This is a genomic window from Canibacter zhuwentaonis, from assembly GCF_018531145.1.
GTDB lineage: Bacteria > Actinomycetota > Actinomycetes > Actinomycetales > Microbacteriaceae > Canibacter > Canibacter zhuwentaonis.
In genome coordinates this window covers 15,097-39,989 of the sequence record NZ_JAHDSZ010000009.1, presented here as the reverse complement: position 1 = coordinate 39,989, position 24,893 = coordinate 15,097, and the positions used below count along the sequence as shown (strand labels likewise).

Below are 24,893 nucleotides of genomic sequence, written 5' to 3'. Positions count from 1 at the left end.
GTAGATTGACTGAGTACGAGCGCAATAGCGAGCTAGCTCGCGACCCCTGGCAGGAGGCGACACTGGCTGCCGGAATTACTCCCGAGCAGGAGCAGCGCGAGGCGGCCGAGTTTGAAAAGTTGCTGAACCCTTTTTTTGAGGATGATGACGACCCCTCGCTCGTGGCTCCGGAGCAGCTGGCGGATGTGCCCGATCCCGCGCGTATTGCGGCATTTGCCGCAGACACCGGGGACGCAGCGCAGGCAGTTTATGAGCAGCTGTTACAGCGTGCGGGGGAGGCTAATCCGCGACCACGGATAGAGCCGGTGCGGCGGTTTGCGGAGCTTGCGGGAATGCCGCAGGCGACGTATCCGATAATTCAGATTGCTGGTACCAACGGCAAAACCTCAACTGCGCGTTTAACCGAGGCGCTGTTGCGCGCGCACGGTTTGCGCACGGGGCTTTTCACGAGCCCGCACCTGGTAAGTTTTGCCGAGCGAATTCAGATAAACGGCGAGCCTGTTGATGGTGAAACGCTGGCGCGCGCCTGGCAAAATCTGCAGCCAGCGTTGCAGGTGGTTGACAGTGAACTCGCGGTCGCTGGGCAGGGTTCAATAACCTTTTTTGAGGCTCTGGTGGTGCTCGGGTACGAGATTTTCGCTGACGCTCCGGTTGATGTTGCCGTTGTTGAGGTCGGGCTTGGTGGCGAGTGGGACGCCACGAATATTGCGCGCGCAGAGGTTGCGGTGTTCACCTCGATTGACCTTGATCACACCGATATTTTGGGCGATAATATTGCTAGCATTGCGCAAACAAAGTCGCAAATTATCGACGAAAACGCGATTGCTGTGAGTGCCCAGCAGAGCCAGCAGGCGCAAGAGGTGCTCGCGGCAACTGCCGCGCAGCGGGGCGCAGAACTGCTAAGCTGCGGTGTTGATTTTGAGATTACCTCAGACGTGCCCGCCGTTGGCGGCAGAATGATGTCGGTGCGTGTTGCAAAAGACACCTACAGGGAGCTGCTGCTGCCGCTGTTGGGTAAGCACCAGAGCATGAACGCTGCCACGGCGCTAACTGCGGTGAGCGCGTTTTTTGGGCGTGCGCTCGAGACAGAAACAGTGCAGACCGCTTTCGCGAGCGTCACCAGCTCCGGCAGATTGCAACTTATTGGGGCGGATCCGGCTGTTGTGGTTGATGCCGCTCACAATCCGCAGGGCGCAAAAACCCTGTGCGCCGCGCTGCAGGAGAGCTTTAACCTTACCGGTGGGGTGTGCTTTGTTGCCGGTGTGCTCGCTGAAAAAGACGCGCTGGGAGTGCTCAGAGAGTTTGCGCGCGTTGCAGATTCGTTGATTTTGGTACCGGTGTCTTCGCCGCGCAGTCTTGGGCTTGACGAGCTTTTTGCCCACGCCGAAACCCTGCAGCTCGAGTTCCCAAATTTACAGACGCAGGTTGTTGAGTATGACACCGAAGGTTTTGCAGCCGCGCGAGAGTGGGCGCAGCAGGGCGACGATCGCACCGTGGTTATAGCCGGGTCGGTTGTGCTCGCGGGCACCGCAATTGCAACAGCCTACACAGAAAAGTGGTGAGCGGATGACACAGCAAAAAGACCCTAAAAAAGACGCCGACCTGCGATTATCACCCTCAGAACAGCTGGGATACAGCTCGGTAACGGGCATTGCGGGATCCGGCGCGCGTAGTTCCACACAGCGGGCGCTGGCGTCGGTTACGCTCGGCTTTGAGCTAATCGTGGTGTTTTTAGTGGGGCTGGCGATTTTTGGGCTGCGGCTTCTGGATCCGCCAGAGCTCGGAATTATCGCCGGAGTTGCGGTGTGCGGGCTGTGCATTCTCGCGCTCGCGCTAATGCGTCGCACTAAAATCGGCATTTACATCGGTTGGGCGGTGCAGGTGATCGTATTTTTGGGTGGGTTTTTCCTGACCCCGATTTTCGCGGTTGCGTTAATGTTTGGCTCGCTGTGGGTTTACTGTATGATTAAGGGCGCTAAAATTGATAGAGAGCGTGCGCTTTTTGCGAGCTTATAGCAGTTGTACAAAACCCCATCGTGGGATATGAAGTTGGGGAGTGAAGATGGCAGAGCAAACACTTATTCTAATTAAGCCAGACGGCGTGAAAAGACGGCTGACGGGTGAAATCCTGCGGCGTATAGAGGCTAAGGGCTATCAAATACTAGATTTGCGGATGTTTACTCCCGGGCGGGAGCTGCTGGCGCAGCACTACGCAGAGCACGAGGGAAAACCGTTTTTTGAGCCGCTGCTGGAGTTTATGAGCTCGGGTTCCGTTGTTGTGGTACGCGCTGCGGGCGAGGGTGTTATCGAGGGTTTTCGTAATATCGCGGGAGTTTCTAACCCAACAGAGGCGGCAGCGGGCACTATTCGCGGTGATCTGGGGCGTGACTGGGGAGTGAAAGTGCAGCAAAACCTGGTGCATGGCAGTGATAGCGCGGTTGCTGCGGAGCGCGAACTGGCGCTCTGGTTCTAGCAGCGATGGAGCCAACGCGCAGTTTTAAACCCTTTCAGGTTGTTAGTGAGTATCAGCCCAGCGGCGATCAGCCGCGCGCTATCGCGCAGCTTGCGGATCGCTTAGAGCAGGGTGAGAGCGATGTTGTGCTGCTGGGCGCCACCGGCACGGGAAAATCCGCCACAACAGCCTGGTTGATTGAGAAGCTGCAGCGCCCAACCCTGGTGCTAGCGCACAACAAGACCCTGGCAGCTCAGCTGGCCAACGAGTTTCGACAGTTGCTGCCGCACAACGCGGTTGAGTATTTTGTTTCTTACTACGACTACTATCAGCCCGAAGCCTATGTGCCGCAGACGGACACTTTTATAGAAAAAGACACGAGCATTAACGCCGAGGTGGAGCGGCTCGGACACTCCACAACCAATGCGCTGCTGAGTCGTCGTGATGTTGTCGTGGTTGCGAGCGTGTCTTGTATCTACGGTCTGGGCAAGCCCGAAGAATACTACGAAGCGATGTTACCGCTCGCGGTTGGCGACACAATTGAGCGGGATTTTCTGATCCGTCGCCTCATTGAGATGCAGTATCAGCGCAATGACATTGATTTTAGCCGTGGCAATTTCAGGGTGCGCGGGGATACTATTGAGATTATTCCGATGTATGAGGAGTTGGCGATCCGCATTGAAATGTTCGGTGACGAGATTGAGCGGCTCAGTTTTTTACACCCGCTGACGGGTGATGTGCTGCGGCTGGTTGATACGATCTCGATTTTCCCGGGGTCGCACTATGTGGCGCGCCGCGACGTTGTGCAGCGCGCGATGGAGCAGATTAGTGCGGAGCTCGAGGTGCGCTCAAAAGAGCTGAAAAAACAGCAAAAACTGGTTGAAGAGCAGCGGCTCAGAATGCGCACAACATTCGACCTCGAGATGATGGAGGAGATCGGGTTTTGCAGCGGCATGGAGAATTACTCAATGCACATGGATGGGCGCAGCCACGGGGAGCCGCCAAACTGCCTGCTTGACTATTTCCCCGACGATTTTTTGACCGTGATCGACGAGTCGCACGTTACGGTGCCGCAGCTGGGCGCAATGTACGAGGGCGATGCAGCGCGTAAGCGGACGCTCGTTGAGCACGGATTTAGGTTGCCGAGCGCGCTCGATAACAGACCGCTAAAGTTTGCGGAGTTTACTGAGCGGATCGGGCAGGTCGTGTATCTTTCGGCAACCCCAGGCAAATATGAGCTGGAGCGCGCGGACGGGGTTGTTGAGCAGATTATCAGGCCGACGGGGTTGGTGGATCCTGAAATTATTGTGAAACCGAGCACCGGGCAGATTGATGACCTGCTTGAGCAGGTACGTTTGCGCACGGCTCAGGACGAGCGCGTTTTGGTAACAACCCTGACTAAAAAAATGGCTGAGCAGCTCACCGATTTTATGGAGGAAGCCGGCATCAGAGTGCGCTATCTGCATTCTGACGTTGACACGTTGAAGCGGGTTGAGCTGTTGAGCGAGCTGCGTGCCGGAGTTTTTGATGTGCTCATCGGAATTAATCTGCTGCGTGAGGGGCTTGACCTGCCCGAGGTTTCGCTGGTGGCTATTTTAGACGCTGATAAAGAGGGGTTTTTGCGCTCAACAACCTCGCTGATTCAGACCATCGGGCGCGCGGCGCGCAATGTGAACGGACAGGTGCATATGTACGCTGACAGGGTTACAAAGTCGATGCAAACCGCTATTGAGGAGACCAACAGGCGGCGTGAAATACAGCTCGCGCACAACAAAAAGCACGGTATTAACCCGACTCCGCTGCGCAAAAAACTCGGTGATATTACTGAAGTGCTCGCGCGGGAGGCGGCGGATACTGAGGAGATTGTGGCGCGGCGCACTCGCGGGAGTGAGCAGTCGCGCAGCGGTGCTCGCACTGATTTGAGCGAGCTTGAGCGGATAATTAAAAACCTCACCGAGCAGATGCTAGCTGCCGCCGAGGAGCTGAAGTTTGAGCTGGCTGGGCGGTTGCGTGACGAGCTGCAGGATCTAAAGCGGGAGCTGAAGCGGATCCGCGCGGCTCAAAAATAGCTCATTTGTTCGATTTTTCATAATTTTGCGTTATGATTTTATGCTGTGAAAGATTCTTTAACAACCGGTAGCAACACCCGCAGCGATCAGATCAGGGTGCGTGGCGCGCGAGTGCACAACCTTAAAAATGTGGATCTTGCGATCCCGCGTAACAGCATGGTTGTTTTTACCGGGCTTTCGGGCTCGGGCAAGTCAAGTCTGGCTTTTGACACCATTTTTGCCGAGGGGCAGCGGCGGTATGTGGAGTCACTGAGCGCGTACGCGCGGCAGTTTTTAGGGCAGGTGGATCGCCCCGACGTTGATTTTATTGAAGGGCTTAGCCCCGCAGTATCGATAGATCAAAAATCAACTAACAGAAATCCGCGCTCAACAGTGGGTACTATCACCGAAATATACGACTATATGAGGCTGCTCTGGGCGCGGATCGGAATCGCGCACTGTGCAACCTGCGGGGAGCGGATCCAGGCGCAAACCGTGCAGCAGATCGCAGATCAATTAATGCAGCTGGAAACCGGTACCAGGTTTCAGATTCTAGCACCCGTTGTGGTTAAGAAAAAAGGTGAGTTTGTTGATCTGCTCGCGGAGCTTGCGGCAACCGGTTTTGTGCGTGCGATTATTGACGGTGAAATGCACCGGTTGAGTGATCCGCCGCAACTTAAAAAGCAAGACTGGCACTATATTTCTGTGATTGTTGACCGGCTTGTTGCAAAGCCAGAAATTTTGGGACGACTCACTGATTCGCTTGAAACTGCGCTGCGGTTAACCGGCGGCGTGATTGAAGTGGATTTTCCGGCGCGCGAGGGGGAAACGAGCCTGCCGCCGCAGAAATTCAGTGAGCACCGCAGCTGCCCCAATAATCACCCGGTGCAGATAACCGAGATTGAGCCGCGCACTTTTTCTTTTAATGCGCCCTTTGGGGCTTGTGACACGTGTTCGGGGCTCGGCTACAGTATGCAGGCCGATGAGGACCTGGTGATCGGCGATGCCGCGCTGTCGCTGGAGCAGGGGGTTTTACTGCCCTGGTCTACAAAAGGGCAGGGGCTTTACCAGCACTACGTGAAAATGCTGCAGGCGCTCGCAGATGAGCACGGGTTCAAGCTCACCACTCCGTGGCGTAAGCTCAGTGACAAGGTTAAAGAAACGCTGCTGTACGGCAATAATTTTTCGGTTAAGGTGCTTTATAAAAACCGTTTTGGGCGCGAGATTAGCTATAAGAGTGGTTTTGAGGGAGCAATTCCTTTTGTTGAGCGCCGCCACTCCGAGGCTGAAAGCGATGTGCAACGCGAGCACTGGGCACAGTTTTTAAGCGATGTGCCGTGCAATGTGTGCAAAGGAGCGAGATTAAAAGCCGAGGTGCTCGCAGTGACCGTTAACGGTGAGTCAATATCCGCTGTCACAGACTACAGCCTGCTCGACGCGCAGGAGTTTTTTAACGGAGTAACGCTGACTGCGCGCGAGGCGAAAATTGCGGCGCAGGTGTTGCGTGAAATCAGAGCGCGTTTTGAGTTTCTGGTTGAGGTCGGGCTCGGGTACTTAACACTGGGGCGCTCTGCGGGCACACTGTCAGGAGGGGAAGCGCAGCGGATTCGCCTTGCCACCCAGATAGGTTCCGGGCTAACTGGTGTGCTGTACGTGCTCGATGAGCCCTCTATCGGGCTACACCAGCGCGATAACCGGCGGTTAATTGAGACGCTGCTGAAACTGCGCGATCTGGGAAACACTCTGATTGTTGTTGAGCACGACGAGGAAACGATCGCCGCGGCAGACTGGATTGTTGATATTGGTCCGGGAGCTGGCGTTGAAGGTGGCGAGGTTGTGCACTCGGGAACGGTGCGCGAGCTGAAGCGTAACACAAACTCTGTTACGGGAGTCTATCTAGCCGGCACAAAAGCTATTGAAATGCCAGCAAAACGGCGCAAAATCGACTCGAAGCGGCAGTTGCAGGTGGTTGGCGCGCGTTCAAACAACCTGCAAAACGTTACTGTGAAATTTCCGCTCGGAGTTTTTACCGCGGTGACGGGCGTGAGCGGATCGGGCAAATCAACGCTTGTAAACGACATTTTATACAGGGTGCTGGCAAACCAGCTGAACGGTGCGCACCAGGTGCCGGGCAAGCACACCCGTGTTACCGGAATTGAACACCTGGATAAGGTTGTGCACGTTGATCAGGCACCAATCGGACGCACACCGCGTTCTAACCCGGCAACCTACACGGGTGTTTTTGATAAAATAAGAAAGCTGTTTGCCGAAACTCCCGAGGCAAAAGCGCGCGGTTATCAGGCGGGGCGTTTTAGCTTTAACGTTAAGGGCGGTCGCTGTGAGGCTTGCGCAGGCGATGGCACAATTAAAATTGAGATGAACTTTTTGCCCGATGTTTTTGTGCAGTGCGAGCAGTGCCATGGCAAACGCTACAATCGAGAAACCCTGCAGGTTAAATACAAGGGTAAAAATATTTCAGAGGTGCTCGCAATGCCAATTAGCGAGGCCGCCGAGTTTTTCCAGGCGATTACGAGCATTCACAGGTTCTTGCAAACCCTTGTTGATGTGGGGCTGGGCTATGTGCAGCTGGGGCAGAGCGCAACAACGCTCTCCGGTGGTGAAGCGCAGCGTGTAAAACTGGCAACAGAGCTGCAACGCCGCTCTAACGGCAGGTCAATCTACGTGCTTGATGAGCCCACAACCGGGTTGCACTTTGAAGACGTGCGCAAGCTGCTGCTTGTGCTTAATGAGCTGGTTGCAAAGGGCAACACGGTGCTGGTTATTGAACACAATCTCGACGTTATTCGCTGCGCGGATTGGGTTATAGATCTTGGCCCGGAGGGCGGATCAGGCGGCGGCACTGTTATTGCAACGGGCACACCGGAAAAGGTGGCAAAGGTTGCTGAAAGCCACACGGGGCGCTTCCTAAAAGAAGTTCTAGCGCAAAAAAACGGTTAAAATGCAGGATAATCGGGAGAAGTTTAAGCCCGCTCCGGGGGAGGTGCCGGGTTCTCCTGGAGTTTATCGCTTTGCTGACAGCATTGGGCGGGTGCTTTATATTGGCAAAGCCAAAAATCTACGCAGTCGCTTGGCAAACTATTTTCAGCCCTACCAGCGGCTAGCGCCGCGCACCCAGCAAATGCTAAGTCGCGCGGCAACTCTAAGCTGGACTGTTGTTGCCAGCGACACAGAAGCGCTTGTGCTCGAACAGGACTGGATCAGAAGACAGCAGCCCCGTTATAACGTGCTGTTTCGTGACGATAAAACCTTCCCGTATCTGGTCGTAACACTCGGCAGTAAAGCACCGCGCCTGATAATCACGCGCAATCCGCGTATTAAAGGCGCTAAATATTACGGTCCGTATCCCAAAGCCGGTCCGCTAAAAGAAACGGTAAACCTGATTAACCAGGCGTTTACCGTGCGCACCTGCAATGACTCCGAGTATAACCGCGCAATGCGCTCGGGCAAGCCCTGTTTTGCCGGGCAAATTGGCAGGTGTCACGGGCCCTGCTCAATGCTTGTGAGCTGGCAAGAGCACGATGCCGCGGTGGCAGATATGGTGCGATTTTTGAACCGCCTTGACACCGTTAAAATCCATGAAATCGAGCGTGAAATGCGTGCGGCGGCTGAGGTGCAAGACTATGCAAAAGCGACTGTGCTGCGCAATCAAATACGGGCTCTGAACTTAATTATTGAGCGTAACAACATTGTTTTCAGAGCGGACACAAACGCTGACTTTTTCGGTATTTACGCTGACGAGCTGGTCGCTGTTGTGCACCATTTTATTGTTATTAACGGCAGGCTCCGCGGCGAGAAATCATGGCGGGTTGATATCGGTCTTGAAGCCACAAAAGAAGAACTGCTACAGCAGGCGGTGCAAACAGCTTACGACGCGAATAATCCACCGCCCCCTGAAATCTTAGTGTCAGAAAACATTCCCGATCTCGAGAGTGTGTCGCAGGTACTTTCTCAGCTGCGCCCGCGCGGGGGGCGGGTTGCGATTCAAAAACCCCTGCGCGGTGAAAAAGCGCAGCTTATGCAGACTGCGGTGCGCAACGCGGGGGAGATGCTGATCCGCTATAAACTCAAGCGCACCAACGACCTGATCAGTCGCACTGAGTCGCTCGCACAGCTGCAAGAGGCGCTTGCGCTGCCGGAGCCGCCGCTGCGCATTGAGTGCGTTGACGTGTCGCACCTGCAGGGCACGGAGGTTGTTGCGTCACTGGTTGTTTTTGAAGACGGGCTGCCGGTTAAATCAGCCTACAGGCGTTATAAGCTGGAGGATCATAATGACGATGTTGATTCGATCTACCAGGTTATTAGCCGCCGGGCTGCCGCACTGAGCAAGCCAGACGCGCCCGCGCGTGAGCGTCCGCAGATGTTTTTGATTGACGGTGCCGCGCCGCAGGCGCAGGCGGCCCGCGCTGCGCTCGCAGCGCACGGGATCACCGATATTGCGGTGTGCGGCATTGCTAAACGGCTTGAAGAGCTGTGGTTGCCCGGCAGTGAATTTCCGGTTATTTTGTCGCGCAACAGCGAGGTGCTGTTTCTGGTGCAGCGAATCCGCGACGAAGCACACCGCTTCGCAATAACCTTTCACCGCGCCCGGAGAGCCGCGGCAATCACGAGCGATTTGGCTACGCTGCAGGGGGTTGGCAAAGTGCGGATGCAAAAGCTGCTGCGCCATTTCGGGTCGAGCAAGCGGGTGCGCGCCGCTTCCGCTGCGGAAATTGCCGCGGTTGACGGTGTTGGTGAGACTCTGGCAGCTCAGATTTACGAGCAATTGCACGGAGACATTGCGCCTGATCCGGTATAGCCGGTAGATAATCGCCACAGTTGACGGCGTTGGCGAGGCTCAGATTTATGAGCAGCTGCAAGGGGATGCCGCACTCGAGCAAACCTAACCGATGGTTATGCGAGCATTATTTTTCGCGAATAGGGGGTAACATTATTGTTACTTGCGAGTGCACGTTTTAATACTGTTATGAGGGCAAAATGCAGACAGAAGCTACACAGGATATCCTAATCGTCGCCGGTATGTCTGGCGCGGGCCGCACCACTGCGGCAAAAACGCTCGACGATATGGGCTGGTATGTTGTTGACAATCTGCCGCTGCGGCTGCTTACAACGGTGGCGGATATGGCAGAGCGCACAGACGGCGCACTGTCACAGATAGCGGCGGTAATCGACGCGCGCGGGCGCGACATCACCAGGAGCGTACGTGAAACCATTGCCGAGCTATCAGGCAAAGCGCGGGTGCGCCTGCTGTTTTTAGAGGCCACCGACGAGGTGCTTGTGCGCCGCTATGATTCTGTGCGCAGACCACATCCGCTGATGGGTGAGGGAAGCCTGATCGACGGCATCCGTGCCGAGCGCGAGAGGGTGCATGAGCTGCGCCAGATAAGCGACTACATTATTGACACAACAAGTTTTAACGTGCACCAGCTCACAACCCATATCAGAGACCTTTTTGACACCGCCACCGCGCCCAAACTGCACCTTGTTGTGCAGAGTTTCGGCTTCAAATACGGCACTCCGGCGGATGCGGATCTAATGGTCGATATGCGATTTTTGCCAAACCCGTTCTGGGATCCGCAGTTGCGCGATCTAACGGGGGTTGATGCTGCCGTTAGTGATTTTGTGCTGAGCCGTGAGGGTGCGCGCGAGTTTCTTGACGGGTACTGCGAAGCGCTAAAGCCGGTTTTTGCGGGCTATCAGCGTGAAAACAAGCACCACGCTATGCTCGCGGTCGGCTGCACCGGCGGCAAGCACAGGTCGGTTGCCTCAGCTAATTTTTTGGCGGTAAAGCTCGCTGAGCTTGAGGGTGTGCAGGTTTCGCTGCGGCACCGTGATTTAGGGCGCGAATAACGGCTGTTGTGTAACTGCCGGTTCAACCACGCCGCGCTCTGTGACGATAGCGGATATCAGGTCGTGCGGGGTCACGTCAAAGGCTGGGTTAAAGGCTTTGACTCCCGGGGCTGCCAGTTTAACTCCGGCAAGTTCCAAAACCTCTGCGTCATCACGGTTTTCAATCTCAACTAAATCACCGCTTGCGGTTGTAGCATCAACAGTGGAATATGGAGCCGCCACAATAAAGGGGATTTGTGCGCGTGCGCAGGCGAGAGCTAGCGCAAGCGAACCTATTTTATTGGCGCTGTCACCGTTTGCGGTGATGCGATCCGCTCCGATTATGGCAAAATCAACTAACCCGCGCAGAATCGTGCTCGCCGCAGCGCCATCAACCTGCACCAGGTGTGGAATGCCATCCTGCGTCAGTTCCCAGCTGGTGAGGCGCGTGCCCTGCAAAAGCGGGCGGGTTTCGTCGACGTACACCATCTCAAGCTGGCCGCGCGTATGCAGCTCGTGCAAAATGCCGTACCCGGTGCCCCAGGCGGTTGTTGCGAGTGCTCCCGTGTTGCAGTGGGTGATTGCGCGCAGTTTGTGCTTGCCCAGTTTGCTTGTGAGCCAGTCTGCCCCGAGCTGCGACAGTTTGCGGTTTGCCGCTTCGTCTGCGCGGGCAATTTTGTGCGCGGCTGTAAGCACCGCCTCAAACCCATGTGAATACTGCGCGGCAACCTGTTTTGCGCCCCATGCGAGATTTACCGCAGTGGGGCGCGCATCCGCTAGCTGCTCAAAAGCGGCGCGCAATTGCGCTTCGCCCCAGCCATCGCGTTTGCTTTCTAGCATCGCCACGGCAATCCCGTACGCGCCAGCGGCTCCGAGCGCGGGTGCGCCCCGCACAGCAAGGGTCTTTACCGCGTCAATTAGTTGTGCTACGGTTGTGATGTCTAAATAAGCTGTTGTCGCTGGCAGCGCCCGCTGATCGATGAGGCGCAAAAAACCGCCTGCGGGGGTGCTGATCCACTCGATTGCTTTTGTCAAAGTGCTTCTTTCGGTTCTGTGTAATATTTTCTTTACACAAGTATATGACCGGCATCGGTATATGACCAGCCTGTTTAGAGCCTGGCAAAAACAGTTTGGGTGTAAATATTTTGGCGCTATTTGGCGTACAATATTTTCTTGCGAATAAGATTTTAGAAAGGACAGCTCTGTGGGGGATGGGATCGTTGATTACACCAGTCTGGTGTATCGGGAGCTGTGTAGCGTAAAAACGCAGCACGCGAGCGTGCGCAAAGCTGAGCTGGTAACCATCCTGCGGCTGGCGGGCAGTATGAGCCGCATTGCGGGCAGGTTAGCGCCGGTGTACGAGGTTGATTTGCGCAATGAGTACACTGTTGTGCGCGTGCGACAGGCGCTGTCTCAGGTGTACGGGGTTGCGAGTGAGGGCTTCAAAAGCCCCGGCAATAAGGAAAATCCGCGCTTTTCGGTGCGGATCGCGCGGGGCGCTGAAATTACCCGCTTAACCGGTATTTGGGATGTTAAGCGGGGCAGAAACATCCTGGGGTTTCCAAACAGCATTATGACAGGCTCGCTCGAAGAGATGCGGGGAATGCTGCGCGGTGCGTTTTTGGCGCGCGGCAGTCTCATCAGAAAGGGCAACTCGCTCAGTCTGGAGTTTGAGTGCGGTAACCACCTGCTTGCAACTGGAATTATGGGTGCTATCAGCAGGTTTAATGTTAAGTCCGTAATGCGTGAGACGCGCGGAGCTGTTAGGGTGCACATACGCGAGGGCGAAGATGTTGTGAAGCTGCTGCAGGAGATAGGTGCTCATATGCACGCGAACAAGCTAAACCAAGCCAAGCTCGAGCGCGCCCGCCGCGGCGCTGCAAACAGGCTTGTAAACTTTGACGACGCCAATCTGCAGCGTTCTACGGCGGCTTCTGCTGTGGCTCGGAAGCGGATTAAGCGCGCTTTCGAGATTCTTGACGGGCAGGTATCAGCGAAACTGCGCGAGGCCGGTGAGCTGCGCTTGCAGTATGTCGAGGCAAGTCTTGAGGAATTGGGCGCGAAAGCAGATCCGCCCCTCACCAAAGACACAGTCGCTGGCAGGATCCGACGCCTGTTACAAACCGCGGATAAAGTTGCCGAGAAAAAAGGCATTCCGGACACAAACGCGGATATTGATAGCGGTCGAAACACGGGCGCGGATATTTCAGGGTCGCCTAAAAACTGAAGCAGGTGTGAGGCGGCTGGGCTAGAATGCTAGGTATGCCAGTCTAATTGGGCTGTTTACGGCAACCGATATTTAAGGATTAGTATGTCAGTTTATAAACTACCAGAGCTAGAGTACGATTACAGCGCGCTTGAGCCGCATATCAGTGCGCGGATTATGGAGCTGCACCACAGCAAACACCATAACGCGTATGTGACCGGCGCTAATGCGGCGCTTGAGGCGCTTGCGCAGGCGCGAGCGGTGGATGATTTCAGCGGTGTTAACAAGTTCGAAAAAGACCTTGCTTTTAACCTTGGCGGTCACGTTAACCACTCGATTTTCTGGACGAACCTAACCTCGGAGGGTGACTCGCGCCCCGAGGGTGAGCTCGCGAGCGCTATTGACGAGTTCTTTGGCTCTTTTGAGGGTTTCCGTAAGCATTTTTCTGCTAACGCGCTGGGGATTCAGGGTTCTGGCTGGTCTGCTCTTGTGTGGGATACGCTCGGGCAGCGTCTTAACGTGCAGCAGTTCTTTGACCAGCAGGCAAACTTCCCGGCCGGCAGCGTGCCAGTGCTAATGCTTGATATGTGGGAGCACGCTTTCTACCTTGACTACGTAAACGTGAAGGCCGACTATGTAGACGCATTCTGGAAGATTGTGAACTGGCAGAACGTGCAGGATCGTCTTGCACGCGCGCGCACTCAGACTTCTGGTCTAATCTAAAGCTAAAGTAAAATTAATATTTCGTAAAACAATAGTGCGGGGCTTTGCTTTACGGTAAAGTCTCCGGTTCATTTTTATACAACTGAAAGGCAAGTGATCTTTATATGAGCACACGTGTTGCTATTAACGGTTTTGGCAGGATAGGGCGTAACTATATGCGCGCGCTTGTTGAGCAAAACGTGAATCTCGAAGTAGTTGCTGTTAATGACCTGACAGACACTAAAACACTTGCGCACCTGCTCCGCAGGGATACTGTTGGCGGACTGTTTAACGCAGAGATTAGCCACGATGATAACAGCATCACGGTTAACAACAAAAAAATTAAAGTTTGTAGCGAGGCAGATCCCAAGAATCTCCCGTGGGGCGAGCTTAATATCGACATTGTGATTGAAAGCACGGGTCGGTTTACGACGGTGGAGGGCGCGGGTGCGCACCTTACAGCGGGCGCTAAAAAGGTGATTATTTCAGCTCCGGCTAAGGGCGGCGCGCCAATGTTTGTTGTTGGCGTAAACGAAGACAGTTACGACCCTGAAAAGCATGACATCGTTTCTAATGCCTCGTGCACAACCAACTGTTTAGCTCCGCTGGCTCACGTTTTTAACGAGAACTTTGGCATTAAACAGGGCTTTATGATGACCGCTCACGCTTACACCGCAGACCAGCGCCTGCAGGATCTGCCGCACAGTGACCTGCGCCGTGCACGCGCGGCGGCTGCAAACATTGTACCAACCTCAACGGGCGCGGCGGCTGCTATTGGTGCGGTTATTCCTGAACTCGACGGCAAACTTGACGGCAGCTCTTACCGGGTGCCAATTCCGGTGGGTTCAATCGTTGATCTAACACTGATTGCTGAGCGTGATGATTTAACCGCGGCAGAGATTAATGATGCCTATCGCAAAGCATCACAGAGCGGCAGGCTGCAGGGCATTCTCGAGTACAGCGAAGAGCCGCTTGTTTCCAGCGATATTGTGCACAATCCGCATCCGTCAATTTTTGATTCCGGACTAACAGCGGTGCAGGGCAGCCTGGTTAAAGTTTCAGCCTGGTACGACAACGAGTGGGGTTACTCTAATCAGCTTGTTACGCTTACCAGCTACATCAGCGAGCGTCTTTCTTAAGTGTTAAAAAAATGACTAAGGGCAACGGTTTTACGCAGGTAACAGCGTTGCCCTCAAAACTTTAGAGCTGGAGTTTATATATGCGCACACTTAGTGACCTAGGGGCACTGCAGGGCAAAACTGTTTTGTTGCGGGCTGATCTCAATGTGCCGCTAAAAGACGGCAAAATAACGGACGACGGGCGAGTGCGAGCGGCGCTCGGCACGATTAATGAGCTGCGCGAAAGCGGCGCTAAAATTGTTGTGATAAGCCATCTTGGGCGTCCCGCTGGTAAAGTTGTTGATGGGCTGTCGCTGACACCAGTTGCGCAGCGGCTCACCGAACTTTTAGAAGTTGATGTGCGGTTTGTTGCTGACACGGTAGGGCAGCAGGCGCAGGAGGTCGTTGCAGAGCTTACTGAGGGTGATGTGCTGGTGCTTGAAAACCTGCGCTTCAACGCCGCAGAGACGAGCAAAAACGCGCAGGAACGCGCGGAGTTTGCGGCGCAGCTGGCAGCTCTTGCGAATGTTTTTGTGCTTGACGGCTTCGGTGTTGTGCATCGCGAGCAGGCGAGCGTAACGGATGTTGCGCGGTTACTGCCGGCGGCGGCGGGCAGGCTTGTTGCCACCGAGGTTGAAATGCTCAAAAAACTAATTGATGAGCCTGAGCGCCCCTATATTGTTGTGCTCGGCGGGTCAAAAGTTTCTGATAAGCTCGGCGTTATTGATCGCCTACTAGACAGCGTGGATACGCTGTTGATCGGCGGCGGTATGGTTTTCACTTTCCTTAAAGCCAAGGGTTACGATGTTGCCGCGAGTTTGCTCGAATCAGATCAGCTCGATACGGTGCGCGAATATCTCTCCCGGGCGGCTGAAAAGGGTGTTGAAATTGTGCTCCCCAGCGATATTGTGGTTGCGCAGCGCTTTGCCGCCGATTCTCCCTTTGCTGTTGTTAGCTCAGCTAAAATTGCGGAGTCTAAGTTCGGTGACAACGGTATCGGGCTTGACATCGGTCCTGAGAGCGCAAGAGATTTTGCCGAGCGGATCGTAGCTGCCAAGACCGTATTTTGGAACGGACCGATGGGCGTGTTTGAAATGCCGGCGTTCGCGCAGGGCACTAAAACCGTGGCGCAGGCACTCACTAAAGTGCAGGGTGTTGCGGTTGTTGGCGGCGGTGATTCTGCCGCTGCGGTGCGTGAGTTTGGTTTTAGTGACGCTGATTTCACGCACATTTCAACGGGCGGTGGCGCCAGCCTAGAATTTTTAGAGGGCAAAAAATTGCCCGGTTTGGAGGAAATAGCATGAACACACAGCGCAAGCCGCTAATAGCAGGCAATTGGAAAATGAACTACGATCATTTGCAGGCTCTGGCGTTTTTACAGAAACTCTCCTGGAGTCTTAAAAACACCGCTTACGATAGTTCAGTAACCGAGGTCGCGGTGTTCCCGCCGTTCACCGATTTACGCTCTGCGCAAACTATTGTGGCCAGCGAAAAACTGCCCATAAAAATTGGCGCACAAGATGTTTCGCACGAGCAATCAGGCGCGTACACGGGCGACATTGCGGCTGCTTTTTTGAGCAGTCTAGATGTTAGCTATGTGATTGTTGGACACTCTGAGCGCCGTGAGTATCACGCGGAAACCGACTCTCTCGTGGGCAAAAAATCAGCTGCCGCGCTGACCGCTGGAATCACCCCGGTTATATGCGTCGGTGAGAGCCTGCAGCAGCGCGAGGAGCAGGGCACGGTCGTGCCGCTGGTGCAGCTAACAGAGGTTCTTGCCGAGGTGCCAGAGGGTGCGGAATTCGTAATTGCCTACGAACCTGTGTGGGCAATCGGGAGCGGACAGGCCGCAACGGCAGCCCAGGCGCAAGAAATGTGCTCACATATCCGCTCAAAACTGCGCGAACTGCGCGGCGAGGAGGTTGCATCCGCAACTCGCATTCTCTATGGCGGATCGGTGAAGAGTGACAATATCGCCGAGTTTATGCAGCAGCCTGATGTTGACGGGGCTTTAGTCGGCGGTGCGAGTTTGAAGATTGACGAGTTCACCAAGATAGTTCAGTATCAGACGGGCTTAGCAGAGTAAGGCGATTAAGCAGTTGTGGATTACTTGTATGCGCGACTCGCGATATACTGTATTAAAGTAGAATTGTTGTGTATACGACTTTTTGATTATTACTAGAAAGATTACTGTGCAAATTACTCAGATAATTTTAACCGTGTTGTTAGTGCTCACCAGCTTTGTTTTAACGCTGTTTATTTTGCTCCACAAGGGGCGCGGCGGCGGTCTTTCGGATATGTTCGGCGGCGGTGTTACATCTAATCTGGGCAGCTCCGGTGTTGCCGAGCGCAACCTCAACAGAATCACAGTTGTTGTGGCGCTGGTCTGGTTCACCTGTGTTGTTGTGCTGGGCGTGCTCGCAAAGCTCGCACCTGCGGCCGTTTAGGGGTTAACGTATGGCAGGAAATAATCAGGCTATTCGCGGTGCGCGAGTGGGGTACGGTTCTGTCGGTGAGCTTGATCACGGTGTCCGGGTTGAGCGAATAGGTATCTCCTACTGGGATGCCGAGGGTAATGAAACTGTGCGCTACTACGCGGCTGACATTGACCCGGCAGATATTCCAGAGGAGATCGACTCGCCAAAAACCGGATTGCCGGCGGGGCGCGACAAAGACAATCCTCCAATTGCGGTTAAAAACGAGCCGTACAAAACGCACCTGGCTTATGTTAAAGAGCGCCGCACAGAGGCAGAGGCTGAGCAGCTGCTAGAAGAGGCGCTGCAGCGCTTGCGTGATCGCCGGGGTCTTGCGATGAAACAAAATAAGACCTAGTTAAAATTTGCAGGAGGGCTGTGACTGCCGCGCTTACTTGCCGCTGTCACACCCTTTAACTATTGCGCGGTAAACTCTTGCAGCAGTTGTATTAGTTTGCCCGCGTCTGTTGTTATGAGCTGAATTACCCTGTCGGGGTCGTGCCGCCTGAGCACTGCGGCATCGCCGTGCGGTTGCGCAAGCAACAGGCGCGAATATAGCGCCGCATCGACCTCTGGCAGTTGTGTATCCTTTTGTGGCAGATCAATAATCTGTAAGAACAAGCCCTGCTGCGGTCCGCCCTTGTGCAGCTGCCCGGTTGAGTGCAGGTAACGTGGACCAAAGGTTGCCGAAACGGGAACTCGTAGTTTTGCAGCCAGAGCACTGCGCAGTTTTTCTGCCGTGCAAATATTTTCAGCAGTGCGGTTAAAATACAGCTGCACAACCAGGTAGCCGTATTTTTTGCTGCTGAGTGCGGTTGTGATCCGCTCGTAAATACCACGCAGCGAGCTTTCTGTCGGTCCGGCTGTGAGCTGTGTTGCTGCGCAGTCGCTTAGCGCGGTGCCGTTTGCGAGCGTGTTCTTATCGACTTCCTGATAGTGTTTTCTGGCGGCGATTTTTGCGCTCTCAACATCGGGCTGATCAAAAGGGCAGACCTCGAGCAGGTAACAGAGAGCTGTGGTGGCAACCATCCACAGAATCATAATCTCGCCGATTCCGCCGCGAATTAGCACGTCATCGCTCGCGAGGTGTGTCACCGGGTGGTCAATAAAGATGCGCAGCATATTATTAGGCACAAAAAGCGTGTTTTCGGAGCTCTGTGGGGTTATGGATATCGGCAAAACGCCCCTGCCGTGTTTACCCGTTGATTCTGCTACGAGCTGCTCGATCCAGTCGCCGAATCCTGCGAGTTCAGGCTGGTTGGCGATTATTGCGCAGCACATTTTTTGGGGCAGGGCGGCGTACAGCCGAGCTGCGAGCTGGAGTGCGGGATTTTCCGGACTGTTTTGCAGCAGCTTGGGTAACAGTTGCTCAGCCTCAGAAACAATTGGCGCAAGCTCTGCTCCCGCCAGGGTTGGCGGCACCAGCCCAAAGGCGATTAGCGCCGAAAATCTGCCGCCCACGTTGGGATCCGCTAAATACACGCGCCGCTTAGTTGCCGTGTATTTTTCGGCAAGTGCCGAGCCGGGGTCGGTGATAATAATAATTCGCTCGTCGGGGTCAATGCCGGCGGCTTGAAATGCGCGCTCAAAAGTTTCAAGGTGGCTGCGAGTTTCAATCGTTGAACCGGATTTTGAGCTCACAACAACCGCGGTGCTATGCAGATCGCGATTTAGCGCGCTAGCAACCTGTGCTGGGTGGCTGGAGTCGAGAATCGTGATTCCAACGTTGCAGTATTCGCTTATAACCTCTGGTGCGAGCGAGGATCCGCCCATGCCGCACAGCACAATCTGATTAATACCACGCGAGTTTAACAGCGCGCGGTGCTCTGCTGCTGCCGCGATAATCTCATCCGCTCGCTCCGCAAAATCAAGCCAGCCCATGCGGATAGCCGACTCCGCAGCGTTTTTAGCGCCCCACAGGCCGGCGTCTTTTTTGGCGAGGGCAGAGGCAAACCCTCTTGCAAGCAGGCGCTGCATAGCCTCGTGATACGCTTGTTGCCAGATTCCAGACCCAAATTCTATCCGCTTATTGCGCATTGTTAGAGAGCGCCTCCGCTTGTTTCTGAGTCACAGTTTGTAACAGTTCGTGCCACGCCCGCTCAAATTTTTCGAGGCCTTCGCGCTCGAGTTGGGCTGTTATATCGTCGTAGCTGATGCCGTATGTTGCGAGCCTCGCAATTATTGCCGCAGAGTTTGCGAAATTCGCGGTAACACTGTCTGGTGAAATTGTATCGCTGGTTTTAGCGGCGGCAAAAAGCGTTTGCTCGGGCATAGTGTTCACAGTGTCCGCCGCAACAATCTCGGTGACATAATAGCTCGCGGGTAGCTTAGCGTCTTTAACCCCGGTTGAGGCCCAGAGCAGGCGCTGTGGCTGTGCGCCGACCGCCCGCAGCGCCTTAAATCGGGGTGTTGTAAGGGAATCCAAAAATATTTTGTACGCCTGCCGCGCATTAGCAACAGCGGTTTTACTCGTGAGCTGTGCTGCCTGCGGATAGTCGCTCCTCGCGAGGAGCGGATCTACTGCAGTATCAAAGCGACTCACAAAAAACGAGGCAACCGATGCAATCTGAGCCAGGTCATGCCCGCACTGCTGCGCAAGCTCAAGCCCGCTTAAAAACGCAGTAATAACTTCACGATAGCGCTCAAGGCTGAAAACCAGGGTGACATTAACGCTGATACCAGCGCCGATGGTTTCAGTAATGGCGGCAAGCCCTGCGGTTGTTGCCGGGATTTTGATCATTAGATTAGGCCGGCTGATGCGCTCCCAGAGTTGCGCCGCCTGAGCGATTGTGCCCGCGGTGTTGTGCGCGAGCTCAGGCTCAACCTCGATTGAAACGTAGCCGTCCTTTTTGTGGCTCTTTTGGTACACATCGAGCAGCTGATCGCAGGCGGTTTTCACGTCCTCACAGGCGAGGCGCATCACGGTTTGTGCGGGGGATAGCCCGGTTGCGGCAGCCGCACTAAGATCCGCTTGATAAGCACTGTCGCTGCTGATCGCGTTGTTAAAAATAGCGGGGTTGGTAGTCACCCCAACCACGTTATAATTGCTGATTAGCTCCTTAAGATTACCACTGCGCAGGCGAGAGCGCGAAATATCGTCCAACCAGATACTAACTCCGGCATCGCTCAGTTTTTGTGTGTTGGGCGTTTGCGTCATCTTTCCTCCTAGAGCGCCTTGTTAATGCTGCGTTTTGCCGCCGCGGTCACTGCTTCCGGAATTAAACCATACTCCTGATACAGCCGCTTGTAATCGGCGGACGCGCCAAAGTTCTCCACGCACACATACTCACCAGCCGCGCCCGCATAACGTTCCCAGCCCATTGAAATGCCAGCCTCAACAACAACGCGCGCGATTACACGCGGATCGAGCACGCTGTCGCGGTAGATGGTATCCTGCTCATTAAACCACTCCAGGCAGGGTGCGCTAACAACGCTTGCCGCGATACCCTCTGCTGCGAGTTGCTCGCGCGCGGCGAGCGCAATTTCAACCTCGGAGCCGGTGGCAATTAAGATCACGTCGGCAACGGTCTTGTTTGCGGGTGCGAGAACGTATGCGCCGCGGCGGGTTTGTTCGCGATCGGCGAGCGCGTTGCCGCGCTCAAAAACGGGCAGGTTTTGGCGGCTTAGAATAATACCGGTGGGACCCGCGTGACGGCTCAGAATTTCGTGCCAGGCGATTGCGACCTCGTTTGCGTCGGCGGGGCGCACAACAGCAAGGTTCGGGATCGCGCGCAGTGCTGCCAGGTGCTCAACTGGCTGGTGTGTTGGTCCGTCTTCGCCCAGCCCGATTGAGTCGTGAGTCCACACAAAAACGCTCGGAATGTTCATTAGCGCAGCGAGTCTCACAGCGGGTCGCATATAGTCGGCAAACTGCAGGAAGGTACCGCCATAGGCGCGGGTTTTGCCGTGCAACTGAATGCCGTTAAGAATGGCGCCCATCGCGTGTTCCCTGATGCCAAAGTGCAAAACCCGACCGTAGGGACCGCCCTGCCACGCCTTGGTGCTGTGCTCTGCCGGCACAAAACTCAGCGAGTCTGGAATTGTTGTGTTGTTTGATCCTGCCAGGTCAGCGGATCCGCCCCACAGTTCGGGCAGCACAGGACCTAGCGCGGCCAGCACCTTGCCACTCGCGGCACGGGTTGCGATGGCTTTTTCGCTGCTAAACTCGGGGAGTGCCTGCGCAATATCCGCCGGGAGCTTGTGATTTTCCAGTCGCTGCAGCAGCGCATACCGCTCGGGGTTCTGGGTTTTCCAGGCGTTAAAACTGTTTTTCCAGTTTGCAACCTCGGCGGTTGCGCGTTCGCGCAGCTTGCGGGTGTGCGTAATTACCTCGTCTGCAACAGCAAATGTTGCCGCAGTGTTAAAACCTAGCTCTGTTTTAAGCGCCTCAAGCTCTGCGCCACCCAGCGCGGAGCCGTGAATACCGCCCGTGTTTTGCTTGTTGGGGCTTGGCCAGCCGATAATCGTGTGCAAAATGATCAGCGTTGGTCTGTCCGTTTCCTGCTGTGCCTGCTCGATTGCGGCGTAAAGCTCTGCAACATCCTCACGATAGGCGGCATCTTTGCGCCAGTTCACCTCGAGCACTTGCCAGCCGTAGGAGCGGTAGCGCGCCGCAACATCCTCGCTGAATGCGATATCGGTGTCATCCTCAATTGAAATCTGATTTGAGTCGTAAATTGCGATGAGATTGCCGAGTTTTTGGTGTCCGGCGAGCGACGCCGCCTCCGCGGTCACGCCCTCTTGAATATCGCCGTCACCGGCGAGCACGTAAACATAGTGGTCAAAAACGCTCTCGCCCGCAGCGGTTTCGGGGTCAAACAGACCGCGTTCGTAGCGCGCCGCGTATGCAAACCCCGTTGCAGATGCGAGCCCCTGCCCGAGCGGTCCTGTGGTAATTTCGACCCCGTCAGTGTGCCCGTATTCTGGGTGGCCCGGGGTTTTAGATCCCCACTGGCGCAGGGCTTTAATATCATCCAGCTCGAGCCCAAATCCGCCCAAATATAGCTGCACATACTGCGTCAGTGAGGAGTGCCCGATGGAGAGAATGAATCTGTCGCGCCCCAGCCAGTTTTTATTCTGCGGATCGTGCCGCATCACTTTCTGATATAGCAGGTATGCAACGGGAGCCAGGCTGATTGCCGTGCCCGGGTGACCGTTGCCCGCTTTTTCTACTGCGTCAGCGGCAAGCACGCGAGCTGTGTTCACGGCTAAATCGTCAAGATCGTTCCACTCTAGGGGTTGCATTCTGCTCCTTGTTGCTGGGGTTAAAAGTGTGGGGATAGCGTAGGCTGTGACAGCACAAAACACGCCCGCCGTAAATACACACAATCTATTTCTAGTCTAGTTGTTTTTAGCTTTGATAATTCTAGAAAAGGTGTCAGCAACTCATCCCCTGGATAAGAGTAGAATTGAATAAGAAATGGTTACTGGATCTTTGCACGCTGCAAGGGGCGATCACACTCAGGGTGGCGCTCCTAATTTTAAGCGCACAATAAAGGCTTATATTGCGCTAACTAAACCTCGCGTTATGGAGCTGTTGCTGGTTGTGACAGTGCCCGCGATGATTCTTGCGGAGCGCGGTATGCCCAGTCTGTGGCTGGTTGTTGCAACTTTAATTGGCGGGGCAATGAGCGCTGGCAGCGCGGGTGCGTTTAACTGCTATATCGATCGTGATATGGATCGTAAAATGCGCCGCACTAAAAACAGACCGCTCGTAACGGGCGATGTTTCTGAGCGCAATGCGCTGATTTTTGCTTGGGTTTTGGGGATTGTTTCGGTTATCTGGCTGTTTTTTACGACCAACTGGCTGGCTGCTTTGCTCTCGGCGGCGGCGAATTTTTTTTATGTTGTTATTTATACGCTGTTGTTAAAACGACGCAGCGAGCAAAATATTGTGTGGGGCGGTATTGCTGGGTGTTTCCCCGTACTTATTGGCTGGGCCGCGGTAACGGGTAGTTTAGAGCTGACCCCCTGGATTTTCTTCCTCGTAATTTTCCTTTGGACCCCTCCTCACTACTGGCCACTTTCGATTAAGTATCGCGCGGACTATGCGGCAGCTAAAGTTCCTATGCTCGGGGTTGTGCGGACCAGAAGCACTGTGAGCTTGCAAATTATTCTTTACACTTGGGCGACCGTTGCGGCATCGCTGCTGTTGATTCCGATTTACCCTATGGGGATCGTGTATTCTGGCGCGGCTATGCTTCTGGGTGGCTATGTCATTGTTGAAGCGCACCTGCTGTATAGCAACGCTATTCGTGGGCGCGATGGCAAGCCGATGCGCGTTTTCCACGGTTCAATCGGGTATTTGACTCTGCTTTCTCTTGCAATGGCTGTGGATCCGCTGCTACCGTTCTAGGCTGTCGATTCTCATTATCGCCGCCAGTTACGGTGCTAATCGGTGGCGTTAGCATGGAGTTTTAACCGGCGGAGTTAAGCTCTGCAAGGTTGCTGTCGAGCAGGTCGCTGAGCTCAGCGGACGTTTTATGGATTTCGTTTAGCTCAGCGCGTAGGTTTTCGTATTCTACAGCGTATTTTTGGAGTTCTTCAATTTCCTGTTCTATCTGCGAGCGGCGTAGCTCATACGCGGCCTTTGTGCGATAAAACAGCGCTTCATCATCACTAAACTCATAGTTTTCGTTACGCTGGATAAACTGTTTAAAATCGGAGTTGTAGCTGACTATGTCCTGTTGTAATTGCGCCTGGCGCGTGCTGTACTCTTCGTGCATACTTTTTAGCGTGGCTGTAATATCGTCGCTTTCTTCCTGTAGCTGTTTAAAAACACTGTCGTATCCGCGATGCAGCTTAACTATTTTGTGGCGGTTTTGAAACCATTTTGCGTAGTGGTTTTCAAGCCATTCTGGTAGATTGTCAAGCTCTGTTCCCATAATCGAGTGGAGTTCATTCTGAAAACTGTGGCGGGGTAGATCGCTGTACACGCTCATTCTTGTTACAAAATCAGGGCTGCTTGTTTGCATCTGGTCGTATAGTTTTTGCAGTTTTTCTGCGAGAGTGTCGCGTTCTTCCTGCGGGAGCTGCTGCCATACGGAGTGCAGCGTTTCGTGTGCGGCGCTAACTTCCATAATGCCGTTGAGGCGCTCATCCGCCACAGATAGTAGATTAATGCGGTTACTCTTTGGCAGATAGCAGCCGAGCACGTGGGTGGCTTCCTGCGATGTGACGTGGCTGCAGCTCTCTTTAAATTCTAAACCCGTGTGCACGGCAGGGTGCGTTGCGTAGAACACGATTTTGCCCGTGTTTGTAAACTCGAGCGTTTGCGCAATTTCAGCAATGCGGCCGCTGGCGTTGAAAGTTTGTGCGCTGATGAAGTTGCTAAGATGCTGCCTGTTCGAATAAGCCCAGAACGCGCCGAGAAGCAGGCACAACAGAAGAACCGAGGTGACTGCCCGGCTAATGGTTCTGGACTTTTTAGTGCTCACGGTTCTATTATCTCGTAGGGGGTAGTACATTAATTTTATACGCTTGTGTGCGTTTGTTATTAATGAGTGTAGCTTGAATTGTTAATTTTACAGAGGGGATTTAAAGCTTTGCCAAAATAACCGTGTTGCGCGATTTTAGTTTTTACAGTTTTTAGTGTATAGTTGTCTGTATTGTAAAAAGCAATGTGCGGATGTAGCGCAGTTGGTAGCGCATCACCTTGCCAAGGTGAGGGTCGCGAGTTCGAGTCTCGTCATCCGCTCTGGTGGACGGTAAGCAAATACCTAAGCTAACAAAAACTACGGTGGCGTGGCCGAGAGGCGAGGCAGCGGCCTGCAAAGCCGTATACACGGGTTCGAATCCCGTCGCCACCTCCAATTAAATGGGCGATTGGCGCAGTCTGGTTAGCGCGTTTCCTTGACACGGAAGAGGTCGCTGGTTCGAATCCAGTATCGCCCACAAAATTAGAGCATCGATATTTATTAACAGTACGTAATGATCCGTTAATAAAACTGAATTTATGATGCTTGATGTGAACTAAGTTTTGCCGTGCTGTTATTCTAGTTTAAGCTCTAATAAAGATTAGGAAGTTGAGAAACTAAAATCTCAATT

At 54.3% G+C, this 24,893-nt stretch carries 20 protein-coding genes and 3 tRNA genes; 18 read left to right on the top strand and 5 right to left on the bottom strand.

What is annotated here, in order from left to right; genetic code table 11:
* The first annotated feature begins 5 nt into the window (after positions 1-5).
* The 7 genes from KJY78_RS04835 (at position 6) to rapZ (ending at position 10,368) form a co-directional block, all read left to right on the top strand.
* Positions 6-1,562 carry a bifunctional folylpolyglutamate synthase/dihydrofolate synthase gene (locus tag KJY78_RS04835; protein ID WP_250544193.1) on the top strand — a complete coding sequence of 519 codons (1,557 nt, stop codon included), beginning with the start codon at positions 6-8 and terminating at the stop codon, positions 1,560-1,562.
* A gap of 4 nt (positions 1,563-1,566) precedes the next feature.
* On the top strand, positions 1,567-2,016 hold the full coding sequence (locus KJY78_RS04830; protein WP_214337483.1) for a DUF4233 domain-containing protein: 450 nt from the start codon (positions 1,567-1,569) through the stop codon (positions 2,014-2,016).
* Between the two features lie 46 nt (positions 2,017-2,062).
* Entirely contained in the window at positions 2,063-2,473 is a 411-nt protein-coding gene (gene ndk / locus KJY78_RS04825) for a nucleoside-diphosphate kinase (protein WP_214337482.1), read from the top strand.
* A 5-nt stretch (positions 2,474-2,478) separates the two neighbouring features.
* A complete protein-coding gene (gene uvrB, locus KJY78_RS04820; RefSeq protein ID WP_214337481.1) occupies positions 2,479-4,521 on the top strand; it encodes an excinuclease ABC subunit UvrB in 2,043 nt (680 codons plus the stop codon).
* A 45-nt stretch (positions 4,522-4,566) separates the two neighbouring features.
* Complete coding sequence (gene uvrA, locus KJY78_RS04815) at positions 4,567-7,458, top strand: excinuclease ABC subunit UvrA (RefSeq protein WP_214337480.1); 2,892 nt, start codon at positions 4,567-4,569, stop codon at positions 7,456-7,458.
* Between the two features lies 1 nt (position 7,459).
* Entirely contained in the window at positions 7,460-9,316 is a 1,857-nt protein-coding gene (gene uvrC / locus KJY78_RS04810; RefSeq protein ID WP_214337479.1) for an excinuclease ABC subunit UvrC, read from the top strand.
* A gap of 179 nt (positions 9,317-9,495) precedes the next feature.
* A complete protein-coding gene (gene rapZ, locus KJY78_RS04805) occupies positions 9,496-10,368 on the top strand; it encodes an RNase adapter RapZ (protein ID WP_214337478.1) in 873 nt (290 codons plus the stop codon).
* Here rapZ and mtnA read toward each other — a convergent pair.
* The gene (gene mtnA / locus KJY78_RS04800; protein WP_214337477.1) at positions 10,354-11,382 is read right to left on the bottom strand and encodes an S-methyl-5-thioribose-1-phosphate isomerase; all 1,029 of its coding nucleotides are present in this window, start codon (positions 11,380-11,382) and stop codon (positions 10,354-10,356) included. The genes rapZ and mtnA overlap by 15 nt on opposite strands.
* Positions 11,383-11,551: 169 nt before the next feature.
* Here mtnA and whiA point away from each other — a divergent pair, with 169 nt between their 5' ends.
* The 7 genes from whiA to KJY78_RS04765 all read left to right on the top strand — a co-directional run bounded on the left by whiA (position 11,552) and on the right by KJY78_RS04765 (position 17,205).
* Positions 11,552-12,574, top strand: a complete 1,023-nt coding sequence (gene whiA, locus KJY78_RS04795; protein WP_214337476.1) for a DNA-binding protein WhiA — start codon at positions 11,552-11,554, stop codon at positions 12,572-12,574.
* A gap of 84 nt (positions 12,575-12,658) precedes the next feature.
* Positions 12,659-13,276 (top strand): superoxide dismutase, encoded by a 618-nt coding sequence (locus KJY78_RS04790; protein ID WP_214337475.1) that lies wholly within the window; start codon positions 12,659-12,661, stop codon positions 13,274-13,276.
* A 104-nt stretch (positions 13,277-13,380) separates the two neighbouring features.
* Positions 13,381-14,394, top strand: coding sequence for a type I glyceraldehyde-3-phosphate dehydrogenase (gene gap, locus KJY78_RS04785; RefSeq protein ID WP_214337474.1), 1,014 nt, complete (start codon positions 13,381-13,383; stop codon positions 14,392-14,394).
* Between the two features lie 80 nt (positions 14,395-14,474).
* Positions 14,475-15,677 carry a phosphoglycerate kinase gene (locus KJY78_RS04780; RefSeq protein ID WP_214337473.1) on the top strand — a complete coding sequence of 401 codons (1,203 nt, stop codon included), beginning with the start codon at positions 14,475-14,477 and terminating at the stop codon, positions 15,675-15,677.
* Positions 15,674-16,459, top strand: coding sequence for a triose-phosphate isomerase (gene tpiA, locus KJY78_RS04775; RefSeq protein ID WP_214337472.1), 786 nt, complete (start codon positions 15,674-15,676; stop codon positions 16,457-16,459). Before KJY78_RS04780 ends, tpiA begins: the two co-directional genes overlap by 4 nt.
* 106 nt (positions 16,460-16,565) lie before the next feature.
* Positions 16,566-16,820, top strand: coding sequence for a preprotein translocase subunit SecG (secG, locus tag KJY78_RS04770; RefSeq protein WP_214337471.1), 255 nt, complete (start codon positions 16,566-16,568; stop codon positions 16,818-16,820).
* Between the two features lie 10 nt (positions 16,821-16,830).
* Entirely contained in the window at positions 16,831-17,205 is a 375-nt protein-coding gene (locus KJY78_RS04765) for an RNA polymerase-binding protein RbpA (RefSeq protein ID WP_214337470.1), read from the top strand.
* Positions 17,206-17,264: 59 nt separating this feature from the next.
* Here the strand turns inward: KJY78_RS04765 and KJY78_RS04760 are convergent, their stop codons facing one another.
* The 3 genes from KJY78_RS04760 to tkt are packed head-to-tail and all read right to left on the bottom strand — an operon-like array spanning position 17,265 to position 22,091.
* Positions 17,265-18,884, bottom strand: coding sequence for a glucose-6-phosphate isomerase (locus KJY78_RS04760; RefSeq protein WP_214337469.1), 1,620 nt, complete (start codon positions 18,882-18,884; stop codon positions 17,265-17,267).
* On the bottom strand, positions 18,874-20,004 hold the full coding sequence (gene tal / locus KJY78_RS04755) for a transaldolase (protein WP_214337468.1): 1,131 nt from the start codon (positions 20,002-20,004) through the stop codon (positions 18,874-18,876). The genes KJY78_RS04760 and tal overlap by 11 nt, the downstream gene beginning before the upstream one ends.
* An 8-nt stretch (positions 20,005-20,012) precedes the next feature.
* A complete protein-coding gene (gene tkt / locus KJY78_RS04750; protein ID WP_214337467.1) occupies positions 20,013-22,091 on the bottom strand; it encodes a transketolase in 2,079 nt (692 codons plus the stop codon).
* 175 nt (positions 22,092-22,266) lie between these two features.
* On the opposite strand from tkt, the gene KJY78_RS04745 reads away from it, so the two are divergent.
* Positions 22,267-23,202 carry a heme o synthase gene (locus KJY78_RS04745; RefSeq protein ID WP_214337466.1) on the top strand — a complete coding sequence of 312 codons (936 nt, stop codon included), beginning with the start codon at positions 22,267-22,269 and terminating at the stop codon, positions 23,200-23,202.
* Between the two features lie 61 nt (positions 23,203-23,263).
* On the opposite strand, the gene KJY78_RS04740 is transcribed toward KJY78_RS04745, so the two are convergent.
* The gene (locus KJY78_RS04740; RefSeq protein WP_214337465.1) at positions 23,264-24,283 is read right to left on the bottom strand and encodes a coiled-coil domain-containing protein; all 1,020 of its coding nucleotides are present in this window, start codon (positions 24,281-24,283) and stop codon (positions 23,264-23,266) included.
* A gap of 187 nt (positions 24,284-24,470) precedes the next feature.
* Between KJY78_RS04740 and KJY78_RS04735 the strand changes: the two genes are divergently transcribed.
* The 3 genes from KJY78_RS04735 to KJY78_RS04725 all read left to right on the top strand — a co-directional run bounded on the left by KJY78_RS04735 (position 24,471) and on the right by KJY78_RS04725 (position 24,740).
* Positions 24,471-24,543: transfer RNA gene (locus KJY78_RS04735), tRNA-Gly, on the top strand.
* Positions 24,544-24,584: 41 nt separating this feature from the next.
* Positions 24,585-24,658, top strand: a tRNA-Cys gene (locus KJY78_RS04730).
* 7 nt (positions 24,659-24,665) lie between these two features.
* A tRNA-Val gene (locus KJY78_RS04725) sits at positions 24,666-24,740 on the top strand.
* Positions 24,741-24,893: the final 153 nt, after the last annotated feature.